At 55.4% G+C, this 20700-nt stretch carries 21 protein-coding genes, 1 pseudogene and 1 other annotated feature; of the genes and pseudogenes, 14 read left to right on the top strand and 8 right to left on the bottom strand.

Features of this window, described 5'->3' with window-relative positions:
• The first annotated feature begins 34 nt into the window (after positions 1-34).
• Positions 35-1264 (top strand): DUF3748 domain-containing protein, encoded by a 1230-nt coding sequence (locus DD606_RS06480; RefSeq protein ID WP_170970034.1) that lies wholly within the window; start codon positions 35-37, stop codon positions 1262-1264.
• Here the strand turns inward: DD606_RS06480 and DD606_RS06475 are convergent.
• Entirely contained in the window at positions 1261-1593 is a 333-nt protein-coding gene (locus DD606_RS06475; RefSeq protein WP_003861096.1) for a YceK/YidQ family lipoprotein, read from the bottom strand. The genes DD606_RS06480 and DD606_RS06475 overlap by 4 nt on opposite strands.
• 247 nt (positions 1594-1840) lie before the next feature.
• Positions 1841-1915: a sequence feature (ROSE (Repression Of Heat Shock gene Expression) occurs in the 5'-region of heat shock genes and acts as an RNA thermometer to modulate expression.), on the top strand.
• On the opposite strand from DD606_RS06475, the gene ibpA reads away from it, so the two are divergent.
• From ibpA to DD606_RS06460, 3 genes are all read left to right on the top strand, one after another.
• Positions 1909-2319 carry a small heat shock chaperone IbpA gene (ibpA, locus tag DD606_RS06470; RefSeq protein WP_003861094.1) on the top strand — a complete coding sequence of 137 codons (411 nt, stop codon included), beginning with the start codon at positions 1909-1911 and terminating at the stop codon, positions 2317-2319. (Overlaps the previous feature by 7 nt.)
• 136 nt (positions 2320-2455) lie before the next feature.
• The gene (ibpB, locus tag DD606_RS06465; RefSeq protein ID WP_003861091.1) at positions 2456-2884 is read left to right on the top strand and encodes a small heat shock chaperone IbpB; all 429 of its coding nucleotides are present in this window, start codon (positions 2456-2458) and stop codon (positions 2882-2884) included.
• 189 nt (positions 2885-3073) lie between these two features.
• Positions 3074-4735 (top strand): putative transporter, encoded by a 1662-nt coding sequence (locus DD606_RS06460; protein WP_032608144.1) that lies wholly within the window; start codon positions 3074-3076, stop codon positions 4733-4735.
• Here the strand turns inward: DD606_RS06460 and DD606_RS06455 are convergent.
• The gene (locus DD606_RS06455; RefSeq protein ID WP_003861087.1) at positions 4715-5449 is read right to left on the bottom strand and encodes a GntR family transcriptional regulator; all 735 of its coding nucleotides are present in this window, start codon (positions 5447-5449) and stop codon (positions 4715-4717) included. The genes DD606_RS06460 and DD606_RS06455 overlap by 21 nt on opposite strands.
• Before the next feature lie 222 nt (positions 5450-5671).
• On the opposite strand from DD606_RS06455, the gene DD606_RS06450 reads away from it, so the two are divergent.
• The 4 genes from DD606_RS06450 to DD606_RS06435 all read left to right on the top strand — a co-directional run bounded on the left by DD606_RS06450 (position 5672) and on the right by DD606_RS06435 (position 9390).
• Positions 5672-7294 (top strand): alpha-glucoside-specific PTS transporter subunit IIBC, encoded by a 1623-nt coding sequence (locus DD606_RS06450; RefSeq protein WP_003861084.1) that lies wholly within the window; start codon positions 5672-5674, stop codon positions 7292-7294.
• Positions 7291-8613, top strand: coding sequence for a 6-phospho-alpha-glucosidase (locus DD606_RS06445; protein ID WP_003861082.1), 1323 nt, complete (start codon positions 7291-7293; stop codon positions 8611-8613). Before DD606_RS06450 ends, DD606_RS06445 begins: the two co-directional genes overlap by 4 nt.
• Positions 8614-8705: 92 nt before the next feature.
• A complete protein-coding gene (locus tag DD606_RS06440) occupies positions 8706-9053 on the top strand; it encodes a YidH family protein (protein ID WP_003861080.1) in 348 nt (115 codons plus the stop codon).
• Complete coding sequence (locus DD606_RS06435; RefSeq protein ID WP_022650092.1) at positions 9043-9390, top strand: DUF202 domain-containing protein; 348 nt, start codon at positions 9043-9045, stop codon at positions 9388-9390. The genes DD606_RS06440 and DD606_RS06435 overlap by 11 nt, the downstream gene beginning before the upstream one ends.
• A 32-nt stretch (positions 9391-9422) precedes the next feature.
• On the opposite strand, the gene dsdA is transcribed toward DD606_RS06435, so the two are convergent.
• Together dsdA and dsdX are read right to left on the bottom strand one after the other, a co-directional pair.
• The gene (dsdA, locus tag DD606_RS06430) at positions 9423-10709 is read right to left on the bottom strand and encodes a D-serine ammonia-lyase (RefSeq protein ID WP_129258374.1); all 1287 of its coding nucleotides are present in this window, start codon (positions 10707-10709) and stop codon (positions 9423-9425) included.
• A 17-nt stretch (positions 10710-10726) separates the two neighbouring features.
• The gene (dsdX, locus tag DD606_RS06425) at positions 10727-12064 is read right to left on the bottom strand and encodes a D-serine transporter DsdX (RefSeq protein ID WP_129258372.1); all 1338 of its coding nucleotides are present in this window, start codon (positions 12062-12064) and stop codon (positions 10727-10729) included.
• A 204-nt stretch (positions 12065-12268) separates the two neighbouring features.
• On the opposite strand from dsdX, the gene dsdC reads away from it, so the two are divergent.
• A complete protein-coding gene (gene dsdC, locus DD606_RS06420; protein ID WP_022650094.1) occupies positions 12269-13195 on the top strand; it encodes a DNA-binding transcriptional regulator DsdC in 927 nt (308 codons plus the stop codon).
• 84 nt (positions 13196-13279) lie between these two features.
• Positions 13280-14365, top strand: a pseudogene (locus DD606_RS06415) (cellulase family glycosylhydrolase); the annotation flags it as partial.
• On the opposite strand, the gene emrD reads toward DD606_RS06415, so the two are convergent.
• From emrD to tisB, 4 genes are all read right to left on the bottom strand, one after another.
• Complete coding sequence (gene emrD, locus DD606_RS06410) at positions 14271-15455, bottom strand: multidrug efflux MFS transporter EmrD (protein ID WP_003861070.1); 1185 nt, start codon at positions 15453-15455, stop codon at positions 14271-14273. The pseudogene DD606_RS06415 and the gene emrD sit on opposite strands and share 95 nt — an antisense overlap.
• 175 nt (positions 15456-15630) lie before the next feature.
• Positions 15631-16464, bottom strand: coding sequence for a DMT family transporter (locus tag DD606_RS06405; protein WP_023323922.1), 834 nt, complete (start codon positions 16462-16464; stop codon positions 15631-15633).
• Between the two features lie 62 nt (positions 16465-16526).
• Positions 16527-16973 (bottom strand): GNAT family N-acetyltransferase, encoded by a 447-nt coding sequence (locus DD606_RS06400; RefSeq protein ID WP_129258370.1) that lies wholly within the window; start codon positions 16971-16973, stop codon positions 16527-16529.
• Positions 16974-17037: 64 nt separating this feature from the next.
• Positions 17038-17127: a type I toxin-antitoxin system toxin TisB gene (gene tisB, locus DD606_RS06395; RefSeq protein WP_022646551.1), complete on the bottom strand. Its 90-nt coding sequence runs from the start codon at positions 17125-17127 to the stop codon at positions 17038-17040.
• A gap of 720 nt (positions 17128-17847) precedes the next feature.
• On the opposite strand from tisB, the gene DD606_RS06390 reads away from it, so the two are divergent.
• The 4 genes from DD606_RS06390 to DD606_RS06370 form a co-directional block, all read left to right on the top strand.
• Complete coding sequence (locus DD606_RS06390; protein ID WP_129258368.1) at positions 17848-18561, top strand: hypothetical protein; 714 nt, start codon at positions 17848-17850, stop codon at positions 18559-18561.
• A gap of 197 nt (positions 18562-18758) precedes the next feature.
• Positions 18759-19238 (top strand): type VI secretion system tube protein TssD, encoded by a 480-nt coding sequence (locus DD606_RS06380; protein WP_023315091.1) that lies wholly within the window; start codon positions 18759-18761, stop codon positions 19236-19238.
• A 107-nt stretch (positions 19239-19345) separates the two neighbouring features.
• On the top strand, positions 19346-19444 hold the full coding sequence (gene ivbL / locus DD606_RS06375; protein ID WP_057979964.1) for an ilvB operon leader peptide IvbL: 99 nt from the start codon (positions 19346-19348) through the stop codon (positions 19442-19444).
• 229 nt (positions 19445-19673) lie between these two features.
• The coding region (locus tag DD606_RS06370; protein ID WP_255573086.1) for a thiamine pyrophosphate-binding protein at positions 19674-20700 on the top strand (1027 nt) is incomplete at its 3' end.

Below are 20700 nucleotides of genomic sequence, written 5' to 3'. Positions count from 1 at the left end.
CCCTGATGCGATAACCGCGCATCAGGGTATTTTCATGAAACAAATCACCTTCGCTTCCCGCAACCACCAGCTCACCAACATCAACACCTGGACGCCAGACAGTCAGTGGCTTGTCTATGATGTCCGCCCGTCCGGCGCGTCGTTTACCGGTGAAACCATTGAGCGGGTCAATGTTAGTACGGGCGAGGTTGAGGCGATCTACCGTGCGACTGACGGCGCGCATGTTGGCGTGGTAACCGTTCATCCGGCGCAGGACAAATATGTTTTTATCCACGGCCCGAAAAACCCGGATGCAGACTGGCAGTATGATTTTCACCATCGTCAGGGGGTGATTGCGCACAATGGTCAGGTGAGCAATCTTGATGCGATGGATATCACCGCGCCTTACACGGCAGGTGCGCTGCGTGGCGGCACCCACGTTCACGTTTTTAGCCCGAACGGGCAGTTCGTCAGCTTTACCTATAACGACCATGTGCTGCACGCGCGCGATCCGCAGCTGGATTTGCGTAACGTCGGGGTGGCGGCGCCTTGTGGTCCGGTAAACCCACAGGGGAACCATCCGCGGGAATATGCCGGAACCTTCTGGAGCGTACTGGTAAGCCGGACAACGCCGAACCCGAAACCGGGCAGCGATGAGATCAACCGCGCCTATGAAGAGGGCTGGGTGGGCAACGACAGGCTGGCGTTTATCGGCGATACGGTGTCTGCGAAAGGCGAGAAAGTGCCCGAACTGTTTATTGTCGATCTTCCCAAAGACGAGCAGGGCTGGAAACGAGCGGGCGATGCGCCGTTGCAGGGAACGCCGGATACAATGCCCGCGCCGCCTGCGGGCGTCATGCAACGCCGCCTTACCTTCACCCATCAGAAGGCGTATCCGGGGCTGGTGAACGTGCCGCGCCACTGGGTGCGCAGCAATCCACAGGGGACGCAGGTTGCGTTTTTAATGCGGGACGATAACGGCGTTGTGCAGCTGTGGCTTATCTCCCCTGAGGGCGGCGAGCCGCGCCAGCTGACCCACAGTGAAAGTGATATCCAGTCGGCTTTTAACTGGCATCCTTCTGGCCGCACACTTGGGTTTGTGCTCGAAAGCCGCATTGCCTGCTGCGATGCGCAGACCGGTGAGGTGACGTTTTTGACCTCCGATCATGGCAATCCGCCGTCTGCTGACGCTGTGGTGTTTTCCCCGGACGGACGATTTATTGCATGGATGGAAGCGAAGGACGGTTTCCGCCAGCTGTGGCTAACGGAAACCGCACAGAATTAGCGTGGAGGCATCGCTGCGGGCGGGATGACGGAGTTGGTTGCCAGCGTCTCCTGCTCGCTTTTCTCAACGCGCGAACGCACTGAGCTGTCGGTGCGGAACATATCCCACGGCAGCAAAAGCGTATCGGCAACCGCTGTAAACGGCATATCAAGAATCGCCAGAGATTTGGTACCCCAGTTTGTCTCATCATCAGAGATCATTGCGGCACTGGCGCGCGTCCCCGGATATGTTCCTTCTTTACCGCCGGTGTGCGACATCACGCTCGAACACCCGCAAAGTAAAACAACCCCGCTGAACGTCGCCAGCTTAATCAGAACATTTCTCATCATCACTCAGTCATCATTAGTAGCACGGCATTGACCTGCAACTCAGGGTTATAGCGAGGCGCGTCCAAAATGGATAGCTCCAAACTCCCGCACTGTGGTCGCCATCGCAATTTAACCCTTTGTGCTGTGCCCCTGAGTCTATGCGACAACCAGCAAAGTGCAAAAAAATCTCACATCAACAGGCTTGAAAAGGCCGTATCCATACCCATTTTAAAAATGTAACCCGATAACGGACACGCCTGATGGGTGTTCGGGGAAGCAGAAGCCTGTCCATGGTGGAAGGCTACATTTTCTCGCTGATTTCAGGAGCATTTATCTATGCGTAATTTCGATCTCTCTCCGCTATACCGTTCTGCCATTGGTTTTGATCGTCTGTTCAACCACTTAGAAAACAACCAGAGCCAGAGCAACGGCTATCCTCCTTACAACGTTGAACTGGTTGACGAAAACCACTATCGCATTGCGATTGCTGTTGCCGGTTTCGCGGAGAGCGAACTGGAGATCACCGCGCAGGACAATCTGCTGGTGGTGAAAGGCTCCCATGCGGGCGAGCAGAAAGAACGAACCTACCTCTACCAGGGTATCGCAGAGCGTAACTTTGAACGCAAGTTCCAGCTGGCTGAGAACATCCACGTCAAGGGCGCGAACCTGGTGAACGGCCTGCTGTTTATCGAACTGGAACGTGTGATTCCGGAAGAGAAAAAACCGCGTCGTATCGAAATCAATTAATTAAGCGGGTCGCGGCTGCGGCCCACCTGAAATTGCTTGCCGTAAAGGGAGCATATGCGAATCCGCAAGGGTTTGCAGGTACAACTGTGCACAAAATTAAACTGTGCCGAACTCGCTTCTTAGAAGGAGATTTAGTATGCGTAACTATGATTTTTCCCCCCTGCTGCGTCAGTGGATCGGTTTTGACAAACTGGCTAACGCGCTGCAAAGCGCAACCGAACAGCAGACCTTTCCGCCGTACAACATCGAAAAAAGCGATGATAACCACTACCGCATCACGCTTGCGCTGGCCGGGTTCCGCCAGGAAGATCTCGACATCCAGCTTGAGGGTGCGCGCCTGACCGTGAAAGGGTCACCGGAAAAACCAGACACCGAGACCAAATGGCTGCATCAGGGGCTTGTCACTCAGCCGTTTAGCCTGAGCTTTACCCTGGCAGACCATATGGAAGTTTCTGGCGCGACGTTCACTAACGGGCTGCTGAACATTGACCTCACCCGTAACGTGCCGGAAGCCATTGCGCCTCAGCGCATCGCCATTAGCGAACGCCCGGCGTTGAATAGCTAATCGTGTGCGGGCTGGTGCCCTCACCCCGACCCTCTCCCTGTGGGAGAGGATGCAAACATTAAAAACGGTCACCTTCGGGTGACCGTTTTGCGTTTACCTTCGGCTTTTATGTGCGCCATCGCCCATACAACCGCCGCCAGTTCTGAGAGAATCCTTATCATAACTAAGGTTATACACAGGATGTGGAACATGAGTGATATCGCGTTAACCGTCAGCGTGTTGGCCCTTGTCGCGGTAGTGGGGCTATGGCTGGGGAATATCAAAATCCGCGGCGTCGGGTTTGGGATTGGCGGGGTGCTGTTCGGCGGGATTTTTGTCGGCCATTTTGCCGACCAGCTTGGGTGGGTGCTCAGCGCCGATATGCTGCATTTCATCCAGGAGTTCGGCCTGATCCTCTTTGTGTATACCATCGGTATTCAGGTGGGGCCGGGCTTCTTCGCTTCCCTGCGCGTCTCCGGTTTACGCCTTAATCTCTTTGCCTTCGGCATTGTTGTGATGGGTGGGCTGGTCACCGCGATCCTGCATAAACTCTTCGCTATTCCGCTGCCCGTCGTGCTGGGCATCTTCTCCGGCGCCGTCACGAATACGCCCGCGCTCGGGGCGGGCCAGCAAATTCTGCGCGATCTGGGTATCCCTGCTGATGTCGTCGATCAGATGGGGATGAGCTACGCCATGGCCTATCCGTTTGGCATTTGCGGTATTTTGCTCTCGATGTGGCTGGTGCGCGTGCTGTTCCGCGTTAACGTCGAGCAGGAGGCAAAAGAGCATGAAAGCACGCTGACCAACGGCCATGCGCTCATTAAAACTATCAATATTCGCGTCGAAAACCCTAATCTGAACAATATGGCGATTCAGGATGTTCCCATTCTGAACAGCGCGACCATTATCTGTTCCCGCCTGAAACGTGATGACACGCTGATGGTGCCTTCACCGGATACCCTTATTCAGCACGGCGATCTCCTGCATCTGGTAGGGCAACCGGCGGATTTAAACAATGCCCGGCTGGTGATCGGTCAGGAGGTGGATACCTCACTCTCAACCCGTGGAACGGACATGCGCGTGGAGCGCGTGGTAGTGACCAATGAGAAGGTTCTGGGCAAGAAAATACGCGATTTGCAGGTTAAAGAGCGTTATGACGTGGTGATCTCCCGGCTTAACCGCGCCGGTGTCGAGCTGGTGGCCAGCCAGGATGCCAGCCTGCAATTCGGTGATATTCTCAACCTCGTCGGGCGTCCTTCATCTATTGATGCCGTAGCAGACATGGTGGGCAACGCCCAGCAAAAACTCCAGCAGGTGCAGATGCTGCCGGTCTTTATCGGCGTCGGGCTTGGCGTCATGCTTGGCTCCATCCCCCTGTATGTGCCCGGCTTCCCGGTAGCACTGAAGCTGGGTCTGGCAGGCGGGCCGCTCATTATGGCGCTTATCCTCGGGCGTATCGGCTCCATCGGTAAGCTCTACTGGTTTATGCCGCCGAGCGCTAACCTGGCGCTGCGGGAGTTGGGCATCGTGCTGTTTCTGGCGGTGGTGGGGCTGAAATCCGGCGGCGATTTTGTCGATACTCTGGTGAACGGCGAAGGGATGAGCTGGGTAGGATACGGCATATTTATTACCGCTATCCCACTGATAACTGTCGGATTATTGGCGCGTATGTTCGCTAAAATGAACTATCTCACGCTGTGCGGCATGCTGGCCGGTTCCATGACCGATCCGCCCGCGCTGGCGTTCGCCAATAACCTGCACGCCACCAGCGGCGCGGCGGCGTTATCCTACGCCACGGTTTATCCGCTGGTGATGTTTCTGCGCATCATCACCCCGCAGCTACTGGCGGTGCTATTCTGGGGGATGGGCTAATAAGTCTTCCGGGTGGATGCGCCGCAGATGGTAGTCCACCTGGTAATCGCTGGTGTTCCGGAACATCACGGAATAATTGAGGAACTCGCCGCTGTCGCTGTAGGAAAGGGAGGTGATGCGCAGCAGCGGCGTCTGTTCCGGCACATTCATATAACCGGCCAGCTGTTTATCTGCCAGCACCGGCGTCAGGCTCTCGTAGTTGCCGCTGATGGTGATCCCACACTCCTTCTCGATGTAATCAAACTTAGACCCTTCGAGATGCGCCAGGGAAAGATTGCGGAACAGCTTCACCGGCATAAAGCTGTCCTCCAGCATCAGCGGTTTTCCGTCCACGTAACGCACCCGCCTTGAAAAATAGATCCGCTCATCAACCTGAATCCGCAGCTGGCTGGCGATGGCGGGCGGCGCGGGCATCACTTCAAACTGCAACACCTTGCTTTGCACTTCTTTCCCCTGCTGGCGCAATACCTCCACCAGCCCAGTCAGGTTAGTCGTTTCATGATGAACGTCTTTGCGCGCCACGAACGTCCCGCTGCCGTGTCGACGTTCAACCAGCCCCCAGCTTACCAGCAGATCCAGCGCTTTGCGGACGGTCATCCGGGCTACGCCAAACTCCTTTGCCAGCGCTTTTTCTCCGGGTAACGGACTGCCAATGTTGTAGTCCGAAGAATTCAGCCGCAGCCGTAGCCGATCGGCAATTGATTTGTAGATCACCAGTAGACCTCTCTGCGCACATCATGGCGTGGAATACGTCTTAACTTGTCCATGTTTAGTTTAAAAAGTAGACCTGATTGGTCAAATTAAAACCATGAATGCGATCACGAATCGCAGCGGCACGCCATGTTCCCGCATCAGTAACTTCTTATGCTCACCTCAGGCCAGTAAAAAACCATAAAGGCCTCTATCCCCTACAGGTTGTTTCATGAGGATTTAAAAATGCTCAGTCAAATACAACGTTTTGGCGGCGCCATGTTCACCCCGGTTTTGCTGTTTCCCTTTGCCGGGATCGTGGTTGGGATCGCCATCATGCTTCGCAATCCGCTGTTTGTCGGTGAGGCCTTAACCGCGCCTGATAATCTGTTCGCGCAAATTGTTCACATCATCGAAGAGGGCGGCTGGGCGGTGTTCCGTAATATGCCGCTGATTTTTGCTGTCGGCTTACCGATTGGCCTGGCAAAGCAGGCGCAGGGCCGCGCCTGTCTGGCGGTGCTGATTAGCTTCCTGACCTGGAACTATTTTATCAATGCGATGGGGATGACCTGGGGTCACTTCTTTGGCGTCGACTTCTCTGCTGAACCCACTGCCGGCAGCGGGCTGGCGATGATTGCCGGAATCAAAACGCTTGATACCAGCATCATCGGGGCGATTATCATTTCCGGGCTCGTCACCGCCATCCACAACCGATTTTTCGACAAGCCGTTGCCGGTCTTTCTGGGGATTTTCCAGGGCACCTCGTTTGTCGTTATCCTCGCGTTCTTCGTGATGATCCCCTGCGCCTGGCTGACGCTGCTGGGCTGGCCGAAAGTGCAGATGGGCATTGAGTCGTTGCAGGCCTTTCTACGTACCGCTGGCGCGCTGGGCGTATGGGTTTATACCTTCCTGGAACGCATTCTGATCCCAACCGGATTACACCACTTTGTCTACGGCCCGTTTATCTTCGGCCCGGCTGCGGTAGAAGGCGGCATTCAGGTCTACTGGGCACAGCACCTTCAGGAATTCAGCCAGAGCACTGTGCCGCTTAAAACGCTGTTCCCGGAGGGCGGATTCGCGCTGCACGGCAACTCTAAGGTGTTTGGCTCAGTCGGTATTGCGCTGGCTATCTGGTATACCGCGTCACCGGAGAACCGCGTCAAAGTGGCAGGTCTGCTGATCCCGGCCACGCTTACCGCCGTGCTGGTAGGCATTACCGAACCGCTGGAGTTCACCTTCCTGTTTATCTCGCCGTTGCTGTTTGCCATCCACGCCGTGCTGGCCGCAACGATGGCGACGGTGATGTATATCTTCGGGGTGGTGGGGAACATGGGCGGCGGTCTGCTGGACCAGTTCCTGCCGCAAAACTGGATCCCGATGTTCCATAACCACGCCTCGACGGTATTCACCCAAATTGGCATCGGCCTCTGCTTCTCCGGGATCTACTTCGTGGTCTTCAGAACGCTTATCGAACGTCTGAATCTCAAAACGCCGGGCCGGGAAGAGAGCGAAATCAAGCTCTACAGCAAGGCCGACTATAAGGCCGCTCGTGGGCAAACCACCGCCCCGGCGGCAGCCAGCCAGCAGGTCGGACAGGCCGCTGGGTTCTTACAGGCGCTCGGCGGCGCAGCGAATATCGAAAGTATCAATAACTGCGCCACCCGCCTGCGTATCGCCCTGGTGGATATGACGAAAACCCAAAGCGATGACGTCTTCAAAGCCCTGGGTGCACACGGTGTGGTGCGGCGCGGCAACGGCATACAGGTGATTGTCGGTCTGCACGTTCCTCAGGTGCGCGACCAGCTGGAATCGCTGATGAAAACCCCTTTAACAAACGAACAAACCACTCTGACAGAGGCTATATCATGAAAAAATTCTCAGTTGTTATTGCAGGCGGCGGCAGTACATTCACGCCTGGTATCGTCCTGATGCTGTTAGCCAACCGTGACCGTTTCCCGCTGCGTGCGCTGAAGTTCTATGACAATGACGGAGCACGTCAGGAGATCATCGCCGAGGCGTGTAAAATCATCCTTAAGGAGCAGGCGCCGGAGATTGAATTTAGTTACACCACCGATCCTGAAGCGGCCTTTACCGATGTGGATTTCGTGATGGCGCATATTCGCGTTGGCAAATATCCCATGCGTGAAAAGGATGAAAAAATCCCGCTGCGCCACGGCGTGCTGGGCCAGGAAACGTGCGGGCCGGGCGGCATCTCCTACGGCATGCGCTCCATCGGCGGCGTGCTGGAGCTGGTGGATTACATGGAGCAGTACTCCCCGAACGCGTGGATGTTGAACTACTCCAACCCGGCGGCGATTGTCGCGGAAGCCACGCGCCGCCTGCGTCCGAACGCGAAAATCCTCAACATCTGCGATATGCCGATCGGCATTGAAGGGCGTATGGCGCAAATCGTCGGCCTGAAAGACCGCAAAGAGATGCGCGTGCGCTACTACGGTCTGAACCACTTCGGCTGGTGGACGTCGATTGAAGATCAGAACGGCAACGATCTGATGCCGAAGCTGCGCGAATACGTGGCGAAAAACGGTTATGTTCCGCCTTCGGAAGATGTGCATACTGAAGCGAGCTGGAACGATACCTTCGCCAAGGCCAAAGACGTACAGGCGCTGGATCCGGACACCATGCCGAACACCTACCTGAAGTATTACCTGTTCCCGGACTATGTGGTCGCCCATTCCAATCCGGAGCGTACCCGCGCCAATGAAGTGATGGATCACCGTGAGAAGCATGTATTCAGTTCATGTCGGGCGATTATCGAAGCCGGTCATTCTTCTGCCGGTGAACTGGAAATTGACGAACATGCGTCGTACATCGTCGATCTGGCGACCGCGATTGCCTTTAACACCCAGGAACGCATGCTGCTGATTGTGCCTAACAATGGGGCTATCCATAACTTTGACGCTGACGCGATGGTAGAAATCCCTTGTCTGGTCGGCCACAACGGACCGGAGCCGCTGACCGTGGGTGATATTCCGCACTTCCAGAAAGGACTCATGAGCCAGCAGGTGGCGGTGGAAAAACTGGTGGTGGACGCCTGGGAGCAGCGCTCGTATCAGAAACTCTGGCAGGCGATTACCCTGTCGAAAACCGTACCGAGCGCATCGGTGGCGAAGGCGATTCTGGACGATCTGATTGAAGCGAATAAAGATTACTGGCCAGAGCTGCACTAATCTTTCTGACCGGCATCGCCTGATGCCGGTCTCCTTGTCCTGGCTGAATTACGCTATGCTGAAGCCTGCATGCAGCACGACAAGGAACTTTCATGAACATTTCCCGCCTCGGTGAAGCACCGGACTACCGCTTCTCACTGGCTAACGAACGCACGTTCTTAGCGTGGATCCGCACCGCCCTGGGCTTTCTGGCCGCAGGCGTCGGCCTTGATCAGCTCGCCCCCGATTTTGCCACCCCGTTGATTCGCGAAGTGCTGGCCCTGCTGCTGTGCCTGATTGCCGGCGTGCTGGCGATTTATGGCTATCTGCGCTGGCTGAGAAATGAAAAGGCGATGCGTCTGAAGCAGGATCTCCCCTACACGCGCGGCTTGCTCATTATCAGTACGATTTTGCTGATGGTTGCGGGCGTAGTGATGTTACTGGTGCTGTATGCCGGATAGCCGCAAAGCGCGGCGGGAAGCGGACCCCGGCCTTCAGCCGGAGCGAACCTCGCTGGCCTGGCTGCGCACGCTGCTGGGGTATGGCGCGCTGATCGCTCTTGCCATTAAGCACAACTGGCACCGCACCGGGGCGCCATTCTGGATCTCCATTGTTGTGCTGGCGCTGGTAGCCATCATTTTATGGCGCTACACCCGCAGCCGTAACCTGATGGACGTGTCGCAGAACGACTTTGCGCAGCCGAAAGCGGTGCGGGATAAGTTCCTCATCGCCCTGGCCGTGCTGTCGTTGTCACTGCTGTTTGCGGTAACCCACATTCAACAAATTTTGCACCTGTAGGCCGGGTAAGGCGCAGCCGCCACCCGGCATAATTACTTCCCTTTCGCTAAATATTTCGCCATCTCGTCTTCCGGCACCATGCCGCCGCCGGTCGCCCACACCAGGTGGGTAACGTTCTCATCAGCATCGACGCGCAGCGGCCCGGCCATCCCCGCCAGCGCCGACGGCTCCAGGCGAATCCCTTCCTCCTGCGCCAGCCAGCCGAGCATGTCGTACATGCTTTGATCGGAGAGGGTATAGAACCCGTCGAGCAGGCGCTCCATCGCGCGGCCCACGAAGCCGGAGGCACGTCCTACCGCCAGACCGTCTGCCGCCGTCACGTTGTCGATACCCAGATCCTGCACGGCGATTTCATCGTGCAGCCCGGTATAAACGCCCAGCAGCATGCACGGTGAGTGCGTTGGCTCCGCAAAGAAGCAGTGGACGTTATCGCCAAAGGCCAGCTTCAGGCCAAACGCCACGCCGCCGGGACCACCGCCGACGCCGCACGGCAGGTAGACGTACAGAGGATGATCGGCATCCACCACGCGGCCCTGTTCGATAAACTGCGCCTTCAGGCGCTCGCCAGCAACCGCATAGCCCAGGAACAGCGTGCGTGAGTTCTCATCGTCAATAAAGAAGCAGTTCGGATCGCTTTCCGCCGCTTTGCGTCCCTGCTCCACCGCCACGCCGTAATCCTGCTCATATTCCACGACGATCACGCCGTGGCTGCGCAGTTTGGCTTTCTTCCACTCGCGGGCGTCGGCGGACATATGCACGGTCACCTTAAAGCCAATGCGTGCGCTCATAATGCCGATGGACATCCCCAGGTTGCCGGTTGAGCCCACCGCGATGCTGTACTGGCTGAAGAAGTCCTTAAAGCGCGGCTCCAGCAGAACGCTGTAGTCGTCTTCAACGCTCAGCAACCCGGCTTCCAGCGCCAGTTTCTCCGCATGGGTCAGCACCTCATAGATGCCGCCGCGCGCTTTGATCGAGCCGGAAATCGGCAGATGGCTGTCTTTTTTCAGCAGCAGCGTGCCTGTAACAGGCTTCGCAAATTCTTTCTCCAGCCGCGCCTGCATCGCCGGGATCGCGACCAGGTCGGATTCGATAATCCCGCCCGTTGCCGCCGTTTCCGGGAACGCTTTCGCCAGATACGGCGCGAAGCGTTTCAGGCGCGCGTGCGCGTCGTCTACGTCGGCTTTCGTCAGCCCGACATACGGCAATCCTTCCGCCAGCGTCGTGGTGCGCGGGTTAAGCCAGGTGGTTTCTTTCAGGGCAATCAGATCCTCAACCAGAGGAAACTGTGCGGTTAAAGTAGTGATAGTTGCGTTTTCCATAATACGTCTCTTCGCGCTCAGATAATGAAAGAAAGCAGGAATGTGCCGCCAAGTGCAAGCACCGAGGCGATAAACGTCGCCGTCGTATAGTATTTGAAGGTCTCATTCAGGGTCGCGCCGCAATACTGCTTCACCAGCCAGAAGAGAGAGTCGGTCACGATCGTGCAGCCAATAGCGCCGGACCCGATGGCAATGGTGATGATCTCCGGGCTTACGTTCGGGTAGAGCGGCAGCATCGGCGCCACTATCGCCGTGGCACCCATCATCGCTACCGTTGCCGAACCCACGGCGGCGTGCAGCACCAGTGCCACCAGCCAGGCGAGAAGGATAGGGTGCATATGCAGGTTCGAGAGAATATGCGCCAGCGTCTCCGCCAGACCACTGATTTTAAGGATGGCGTTGAACGCCCCGCCCGCACCGATAATCAGCAAAATGTTGGCGATAGAGCCAAAACCGTGCTCCGTATGGATCAGCATTGCGCCCATGCCCATGTGCTGGCGGATCCCCAGCAGGTAGTAGGCGACAAACACGGCGATAAACATCGCGGTGATGGGGTTGCCGATAAACTCCAGCAGGGTATACAGCGAGCCTTCTTTTGCCATGTTCAGCTCGGCAATGGTTTTCACCAGCATCAGGGCAATCGGCAGCAGCACGGTGAACAGCGTGGCGCCCATCGACGGCAGAGTGTGCTCTTCCCGCACCTTCAGGTCTGAAAATTCCGCCGGAACCGGCTTATAGGGCAGACGGTTGCCGAGCAGCTTCAGGAACAGCGGGCCACCAACCAGAGACGCCATCAGGCCCACCATCAGACCGTAGACAATCACCGTCCCGACGTCCGCCCCTAATTTGTTGGTGACAAATAGTGCGGCCGGATGCGGAGGCACCACGCAGTGCACTGCCATTAGTGCGGTACAGAGCGGAATGGCCAGCTTGAGCAGCGACGTGTTGGTCTTTTTGGCGATGGAAAACGCCAGCGGGATCAGCAGTACCACGCCCACTTCCACAAACAGCGTAATGCCGCAGATCAGGCCGACCAGGACCATAATCACGTCCGCCGACAGCCAGCGGCAGCGCTGCAACGTAATCCCGATGCGCTCTGCCGCGCCGGAGACTTCCATCATTTTGCCGAGAATAGTGCCAAGACCGATAACCGCCGCCAGGAAGCCCAGCGTACCGCCAATCCCGCTCTCAATGGCGTTAACCATATCCAGCGGGCTCATCCCCATCATCGCGCCAACGAAAAAGCTTGCCAGCAGCAGCGCGAGGAACGGGTGAAACTTCAGTTTTACGATGGTTAAAACAATCAACACGATGCTGACAAGCAGCGTTGCCACAACCCAGACCTGAGATCCCATATCTCACCTCACCCTTATGTCATCTGGGGATATTGGACGAAAAAACGGCGTGGGCTGACAAACGATATAAATTGGCGTTCAGATGAGCCAGATTGGATCAACTGAGTGACTGGACTCTAAAAAGCGCACTTATTTTGCCGTTGGTTCACATAAATTCATTCTTGAGCGGTATGCTGAACGCAGAAATTACGTGTGGGAATTGTGATGACCGATGCGAATGAAGGCAGAAACCGGCTGTTAAACGGCTGGCAGCTGTCGAAAATGTACACCTTTGAAGTGGCTGCCCGGCATGAGTCCTTCGCCCTGGCGGCGGCGGAGCTGTCGCTCAGCCCCAGCGCGGTGAGCCACCGCATTAACCTGCTGGAAGAGGAGCTGGGCATTCAGCTGTTTGTCCGCTCACACCGTAAAGTGGAGCTGACGCAGGAAGGCAAGCGCGTTTACTGGACGCTGAAATCGTCCCTCGACACCCTGAATCAGGAGATCCTGGATATTAAAAACCAGGCGCTGTCAGGTACGCTAACGGTGTACTCCCGGCCGTCGATCGCCCAGTGCTGGCTGGTGCCGATGCTGGGGGATTTTACCCGCCGCTACCCGTCGATTTCACTTACTATTCTGACTGGTAATGATTACGTCAACATGCAGCGAACCGGCATCGATCTGGCGCTCTATTTCGACGATACGCCGCCAAACCACCTTTCTCATCACTTTTTGATGGATGAAGAGATTTTGCCCGTCTGCTCGCCAGCGTATGCCCGGGAGCATGAACTGCTGAAAAACCCCCATAACCTCAGCCACTGCACGTTACTGCACGACCGTCAGGCCTGGAGCAATGATTCCGGTACGGATGAGTGGCTGAGCTGGGCGCAGCATTTCGCGGTGAATATGCCGTTATCATCGGGTATTGGCTTCGATCGTTCTGATTTAGCCATTATCGCGGCCATGAATAATGTCGGGGTGGCGATGGGGAGAAAGCGGCTGGTGCAAAAACGTCTCGAACGGGGGGAGTTGATCGCACCTTTTGATGGGGAAACCCTCAAGTGCCATCAGCATTATTACGTCTCAACGCTTCCCGGCCGTCAGTGGCCGAAAATTGACGCCTTTATCGGCTGGCTAAGAGAGCTGGCGGGTTGAAGAATTATTACGCTTTCGCTCTACACCAAATGTGAAAAAGCGTGCTAAATACAGGTAATGCTTTTGATTTTTCCAGGGTAAACCGTGTTAAAGCCTTTTATTGCCACTGCGATCTTACTCTCTTCCGGCTGGGCGACTGCCGCTGAGCCGCCGCTGACGGCTGCCCGTTATGCGCAGATGCTGGGCGTCGGGATGGATGTGGACTGGGCACGCACCGAGCGCGGCATACGCGAATTCGACCCGCTGGTGGTCCGTGATTTTCAGGCGAAAGGCATACACCATGTCCGTATTCGGGTGGCGGGCGAACCGACGGAAGCGCGGCTGATTCACCTGCGTAAGCTGGTGGAGGCATGCGAGCAATACGGCGTCATCCCCATCATCGCTTATCAGGCCGATGAATATAAAAACGACCCGAAAGCGGATACCGAAAAAGAGGTGATTAACTGGTGGATTGCCGTGGCGCACTATTTTGGTCAGCGCTCGCCGTTGCTGGGCTTTGACCTGATCTACGAACCGGCGGACAAGCTCAACCACAACGTTGCTTCGCTCAACCGGGTGTATGAGAAAGCGATCAAAGACATTCACGCCATTGATGCCAGCCGCATGATTTTTATCGCCCCTCGTCTGCGCGCCGCGCCGGAGGATTTATCCACCCTGAAGCTGCCCGCGCACAGCCAGAATTACCTGCTGGCGGAGTGGCATATTTTCCCCTGGGGTCCGCTGAAAACGAACGGTAAATACCCGTGGACGTCCGGAACTGCGGCTGAGAAAGCGGCTATCCGTAACCGAATTAACGCCGCGCTGCACTGGCAACAAAAAACCGGGCATGTGAGCTGGGTTGGCGGCTGGGGGGTGGGCGAATCGAAAAGCCTGACGCCAACTGCCTCGCAGATGGCGTTTGCCACGTTTATGGCGTGCGAGATGCAACATGCCAACATCCCGTATGCGATAAACGCCGATGTTCAGTTTTATGACGGGGAAGAGGGGGCGTGGCGGCCTGCCCCAGAGCGGCTATTGCAGGCGATGATTGCGCCCGTCTGTGAAAAGCCCGGCGAGAAGCCGGGCCATCATGCGGTTAAACCGGCTGTTCGTGATGCGAGACACGCGACGCCAGCGGCAGCCAGCACAGCAAAATCAGCAGCCCCATCAGGGTCATCAGCAAGCCTAAACTCGCCTGCCCGGTCTGCGGCATCATAGCCGAAAGCCAGGCCAGCGCGCCGGAACCGATGTTCTGCAAACCGCCCACCAGCGCGCCTGCCGTGCCTGCGAGGAACGGGAACGGCTCCATCGCGCCGCTGGTGGCGAGGGGAAACAGCATGCCCGCGCCGAAGAAGAACAGCGCTGCCGGGATGAGCAACGTCCAGACCGACATCACGTCAAACAGCCCCGGGATCCACATCATCAGCCCGGCCAGCAGACAGCTGATCACCGACTGCCACATCAGGGTGGAGAAACGCTTGTTCGGACGTCCGGCGAACCATGCGCCGAAGAACGCCGCCGGGATCGGCAGAATAAACAGAATACTCACCACCATACTGCTCAGGCCAAGGCCCGCGCCCAGCAGCACGCCGGAACAGGCTTCAAACACCGCAATGCCCGCCAGGCCGCCGATTAGCATCAACAGATAACAGGTAAAGGATCCATTACCGAACAGCGTTTTGTAGCTGGCGATGAGCTTCGTGCGCGGCGCGTCTTTTGGGCGGGTTTCCGGCATCCAGCGCCCCATGCTGAAGGTGACAATAATGCACAGCACCAGCAGGAAGGCATAACAGGCGCGCCAGGACCAGACGGTGTCCAGCAGACCCCCAATCAGCGGGGCCAGCAGCGGGCTGACCAGAATACCCATATTTAATAGACTGTTGGCGTGGCGAAGCTGTGTGCCCTGGTACATATCACGCGGCAGGGTACGCGCCATAACCCCGCCGACGCCGGTGCCCACACCCTGAAGGGCGCTGGCGGCAATCAGGACGGTCAGGCTGTGAGTGGTAATGGCGATCATCGTCGCTACCATGAAAATGCTCATGCCCACCAGAATGACCGGACGACGCCCGACGCGATCGGACAGGGGACCATAAACCAGCTGTGAAACGCCATAGGTTAGCAGATAGGCTGCCATCACGCTCTGTACTGCACCTTCGCGGACGCTCAGATCTTTTGCCATATCGGCAATCGCCGGAATGTAGATGGTTTGCGCCATCTGCCCGACGGCCACCAGTAACACCAGCATCAACAATAAGTTCACGTTCCGTTGCTTTTTCATGTCGCTGAATACTTTTGCCAAAAGAGATAAATGAAGAATAAGTGACTATGCATTCCCATAAATGCGCGAGGAATCTACCACAGAGAGATGACAATTTAAGCATTACTGTGATGAATGACAGAAGACGTGAAGGCAGGATTTGTAAACAAGATCGGCAACTAATGTTGCCAGCGAATTACGCCAGGCGCAGCAGGATCGCACCGGCAGCAATTCCCAGTGCCGCCGCGATGCGCAGGCCGGCAACCTTCTCTTTTAAAAGCACAAATGCGATTAATGCGCCGAAGAGAATAGAGGTTTCACGTAGTGCGGCGACCACAGCCAGCGGTGCCTGGGTCATCGCCCAGAGTGCCAGACCGTAAGATCCCATCGTCCCGACGCCGCCGAGCAGCCCTTTTTTCCAGTGCAGGCGCAGATAGCTGGACGCTTCGCGACGCCGCGCCACCATTGCCCAGCTCAGCAGACAGAAACCGTTCATGAAGAAGGTCCAGAGCGTGTAGCCCAGCGCAGTGTCCGAGAGTCGCACACCGGTGCCGTCCACCAGGGTATACCCGGCGATAAAACAGGCGTTCAGCAGCGCCAGCCAGATCCCCTTGCGTGACTGCATGCGGCCGTTCATCGCCATCGCCAGAATCGACAGACAAATGACCCCGATGCCGGACCACGCAAGCCAGGAGAGATGATCCCCGAGCACCATTACGCTGATCAGCGCCACCAGCAGAGGGGCCGTCCCGCGCATAAGGGGGTAGGTCTGGCTCATGTCGGAGACCTGATAAGTTTTTGCCACCAGTACCGTATACACCACCTGTAACGCACAGGAGACGAACAAATATGGCCAGCTTGCGGCAGTTGGCTGAGGAGAGAAGGGCAGTAAAATCAGGGCAATAAGCGCGGCTGAACCGCTGACGCCGATCGCCGAGTAGAGTTTATCCGTTCCGGCTTTAACGATGGCGTTCCAGCTGGCATGCAGCAGTGCGGCGAACAGTAAAATGCAGAAAACGGTGATGGTCATGGCGTATCGGTTGGTGAAATGTCATCCAACTGTAACATTCACCCGTCGATGCTGCCAGCCGCTTACACTGCGCAAAAAAGGCGGTGCGTCACCCGGGGTTCGTCTGACACCAGCCTGAAGCCCGCCCGATGGTAAAATCCGTACGCGGTTTCCGGCGCATGGGTATTAAGAAAATCAAACCAGATGCTGGCATCCGCCATCACCACGGTCAAAAGTTGTTTGCCAATGCCCTGTCCACGGCACTTTTCGCTGACGTAGAGATGACGAATACGTCCGGCGCGCGGCTGCTGGCTGAACGGATCGCGGTTGAGGCCGCACACGCCCACCAGCCTGCCGTTAAGAAACGTCCCCAGCAGCTTTTCACCCGGCGCGTTAAAGCGGTTTTCACCCCGCTGCCAGTTTTCTTCCAGCCTGCGCAGCATATTGAAATTCAACGCGATACTCTCCGCCTTCAGGGCGATATAGCCCGGTTCATCAGGCGTAACAGGCTCAATTAACAGACGCGACATAGCATTCCCTCGTTATTAAAGAGGGGCGGTTGCCCGCCCCTCTCAGGTGCGACTTGAACCTGAATCACTTAACGTATTTCAGGACAGCATCAAGCAGTTGCAATACAGCAACAATGAGTTTGAGGACAAGTATGACCATATCCACGACGCTCATACGCGTCTCCTTTTGGTTAAAAGGAGCACGATGCTGGCGTACCTTTCCGCCGCCTGTGGCCAGCACCTGGATTGACGTAACACAGTGTGCTCACTTCAGGGGTTAAGGCACTGACGGCACCACCCGTTTCAGCCAGGACTTCGTTGCGCCGGTAAACTGCGGCCCCCTCGCTCACTGCGAACACCCTCAGTATAGATAAATACTGTATGCATGAACAGTATTTTATGGACAAATTTTGGAAGGCGATCCATACTCAAAAACGTCAAAATCCGTGCCGGAATTGCGCGTTCGTCTTCGATCGCGTATACTTTTCGCGTTGACGTAACACAGTGTGTTCTGCGGCAACCAACCGCAAAACCCTGATAAAAACCTCGCTTAGGCGGGGTTTTTTGTTTTCTGGTCTGCCCATAAAAAGACTGCTGTAAAAGCGAGGTTTCTGCTATTTAGCTTCGTTGTGAACGGGATAGCATCGCTTATGCAACTCTCTTTATAGAGATAGGTATTAGACTCATTTTGCAATGATTAAACTAAAAATGTGTGAACTAATAAAAACCGCTAATGCCCTTCAAGTAATTAAGTTGTTTCGTATATAACCTTAATAAATAAAATCGTACTGACTTATTTTTTATGTGAATGTTTATGTAAAGTAATTTTACTGGTTTGAATTTCTGGACTTTTCAATGTATATTTCTATAGCCGCAATCATTGTGTGGACACATTATGCAAGCATCTGATTATTTAAAGATGAAGTTCCAGAGTGACAGGCAGTTGGCTATTTATGGACAGCAAGGTGTTGCAGGAACATGGCGAGCATTAAAGGGGATTGGCTCTGATATTTACTCAGGAATTGAGCGTGTAAGTTGGTACTCATCATGCTTAACCCCCAGCTATCACGATGTATGTGACGAGCTTCTCTCAGAAGAAAAGAGAATGTACCTCTCAATTCTCTCGCTTTACCGTTATCGCGATGTAATAGCACACATGCTCTATCTTTATTTTGAACGTGTTATTTCCGATTCAGAAAATGGGAATGAACACAATCGCGTTCGTAAGATAGATTCAAAAGTAACAGGGCTTGTTAATAACATACCGACCAGCAAGGCCGCGCGTTTAGCAATAGCATGGGGTCTGGCCAAATCCCTTTCCGAATCAGGCCTGCTGTCTGAAATCGTCGTCGAACGGCTTGCACGCCGCGTACCTAACGTTGTCATGGCGCTTCAATTGATTGGAACGGAACAGAAGTGCGCTCTTGCTGCTCGCCGCCTGAAAACATTGGACCCTAAGTATTACGCCACCCTCTATGCCGCACAACTGGAGATGCTTTACTACTTTTTTGAGCCTTTCCTGTCTGAACTCATTAAGAAGGTGCAGTTGGGATTCTATAAGGATTTCGATGCAATTTATAAAGACTTAAAGAGCACGGAGCATGTTTAAGAGTTTGTTATCAATTCTATTCACGGATATTTTATTCCCTGTTTATATTTTTGCGTGCGCCTCTTTGTTTCTGTGGTTAGTGCCTGACCACTGGGTATTACTAACATTCATTTCTATCATTGTATTTATTATTGTACATCCGATAATTTTCGGCCACTTTGATAAGTACGATTAAATAATATAAAAAGGATTTTTTTATGTCAAACCCAGCTTATTTGTTTTTAACAGATGAAAATGGTTCTCCCATGGTTGGCTCTTGCCTTGTGTCAGGGCGTGAAGGTGCAATTGAACTCAAATCGTTCACTCATAATGTCAATATCCCAGTCGACGGAAATACCGGGAAATTAACGGGCACGCGCATACACATGCCCGTCATGTTTCAGAAGGAATTTGATCGTGTAACCCCGATTTTATTTCGGGCGCTGAGTACGGGAAGAATGCTCAAGTCAGCCACTATTAAGATGTATCAGATTAATGAGGCGGGTTTAGAACAGGAATATTTTAATATCCTCCTTGAGAATGTGAAAATAACCTCAATCACACCAGACCTGTATCCCGGCGCAAACACCGGAACACACCTTGAAACGGTTCTTATACGCTACGAGAAAATCACCTGGAAGTATTGTGACGGCAATGTCATCTATAGTGATGCCTGGAATGAGCGAGCAACTTACTGAAACGTGATCCCTGACGCATTTTTGCGCAGATGAAAATATTTCCATTGTCACGCCCGAAAACCTGTGTTTGTATAAATTCAATCAATGATTCCAAACACAGGTCCCCAATGACTTCATCCATCTTCACTTCGACCCTACTAAAAACTGCGCAACCTGCCGCAGTGGTCGTCGTGCGTGTGGTGGTGGTCGTCGGCAATGCGCCGTAGGGACTGGATCAACACACGAATCCAAAACCCCGCCGGCGCAAACCGGGCGGGGTTTTTCGTTTAGGGCCCCTCCCGGATACGCTAAGTAGTTCGGGTTGCAGGAAGGCGGCAAGTGAGCGAATCCCCAGGAGCGTACATAGGTACGTGACTGGGGTGAGGGAACGCAGCCAACGCATCTGCAACCTGAACTACGACGCGTAAAGCTGGCTCAGAAGAAAAGGACTGGAGCATGGCAAGTTCGGGCACAACATCCACCAAGACGCGTTTTACAGGCGCGCAGCTGATTGTTCATTTACTGGAACGACAGGGCATCACCACCGTTGCGGGCATCCCGGGTGGGACCGTGCTGCCGCTGTATGATGCGTTAAGCCAAAGCACACAGATCCGCCACGTGCTGGCGCGCCACGAGCAGGGCGCAGGCTTTATCGCCCAGGGCATGGCGCGTACCCAGGGTAAACCGGCGGTCTGTATGGCCTGTAGCGGGCCGGGCGCCACTAACCTGGTGACCGCCATCGCCGACGCGCGTCTCGACTCCATTCCGCTGATCTGCATTACCGGCCAGGTGCCGTCCTCGATGATCGGCACCGATGCGTTCCAGGAAGTCGATACCTACGGCATCTCTATCCCCATCACCAAACATAACTATTTAGTTCGCGATATCAGCGAGCTGCCTCAGGTTATCAGCGATGCGTTCCGCATTGCGCAGTCTGGCCGCCCGGGCCCGGTGTGGATAGACATTCCTAAGGATGTCCAGACCGCAGAGATCGAGATCGACATTCTGCCGGAGCCGGGCGAGCGTGCCCCCGCGCCGGAGTTCAGCGCTGAGAGCGTGCGCGATGCGGCGGCAATGATCAACGCCGCCAAACGCCCGGTGCTGTATCTGGGCGGCGGGGCGATCAACGCCGCGGATGAAATCCGCCAGTTTGCGGAAAAAGCCAACCTGCCGACCACCATGACCCTGATGGCGCTGGGTATGCTGCCCAAAGCGCATCCATTGTCTTTAGGGATGCTGGGCATGCACGGCGCGCGCAGCACCAACTACATCCTGCAAGAGGCGGATTTGCTGATAGTTATGGGGGCGCGTTTTGATGACCGGGCGATTGGCAAAACCGAGCAGTTCTGCCCGAACGCCAAAATCATTCACGTGGATATCGACCGCGCCGAGCTGGGTAAAATCAAGCAGCCGCACGTGGCGATCCAGGGCGACGTGGCCGAGGTGCTGGCGCAGCTGATCCCGCAGACGGTGGCAACCGACC

Source organism: Enterobacter cloacae complex sp. GF14B, assembly GCF_004136805.1.
GTDB classification, from domain to species: Bacteria; Pseudomonadota; Gammaproteobacteria; order Enterobacterales; family Enterobacteriaceae; genus Enterobacter; species Enterobacter hormaechei_C.
The sequence above is the reverse complement of the archived record's forward strand: the minus strand, read 5'-3'. Positions and strand labels throughout refer to the sequence as shown.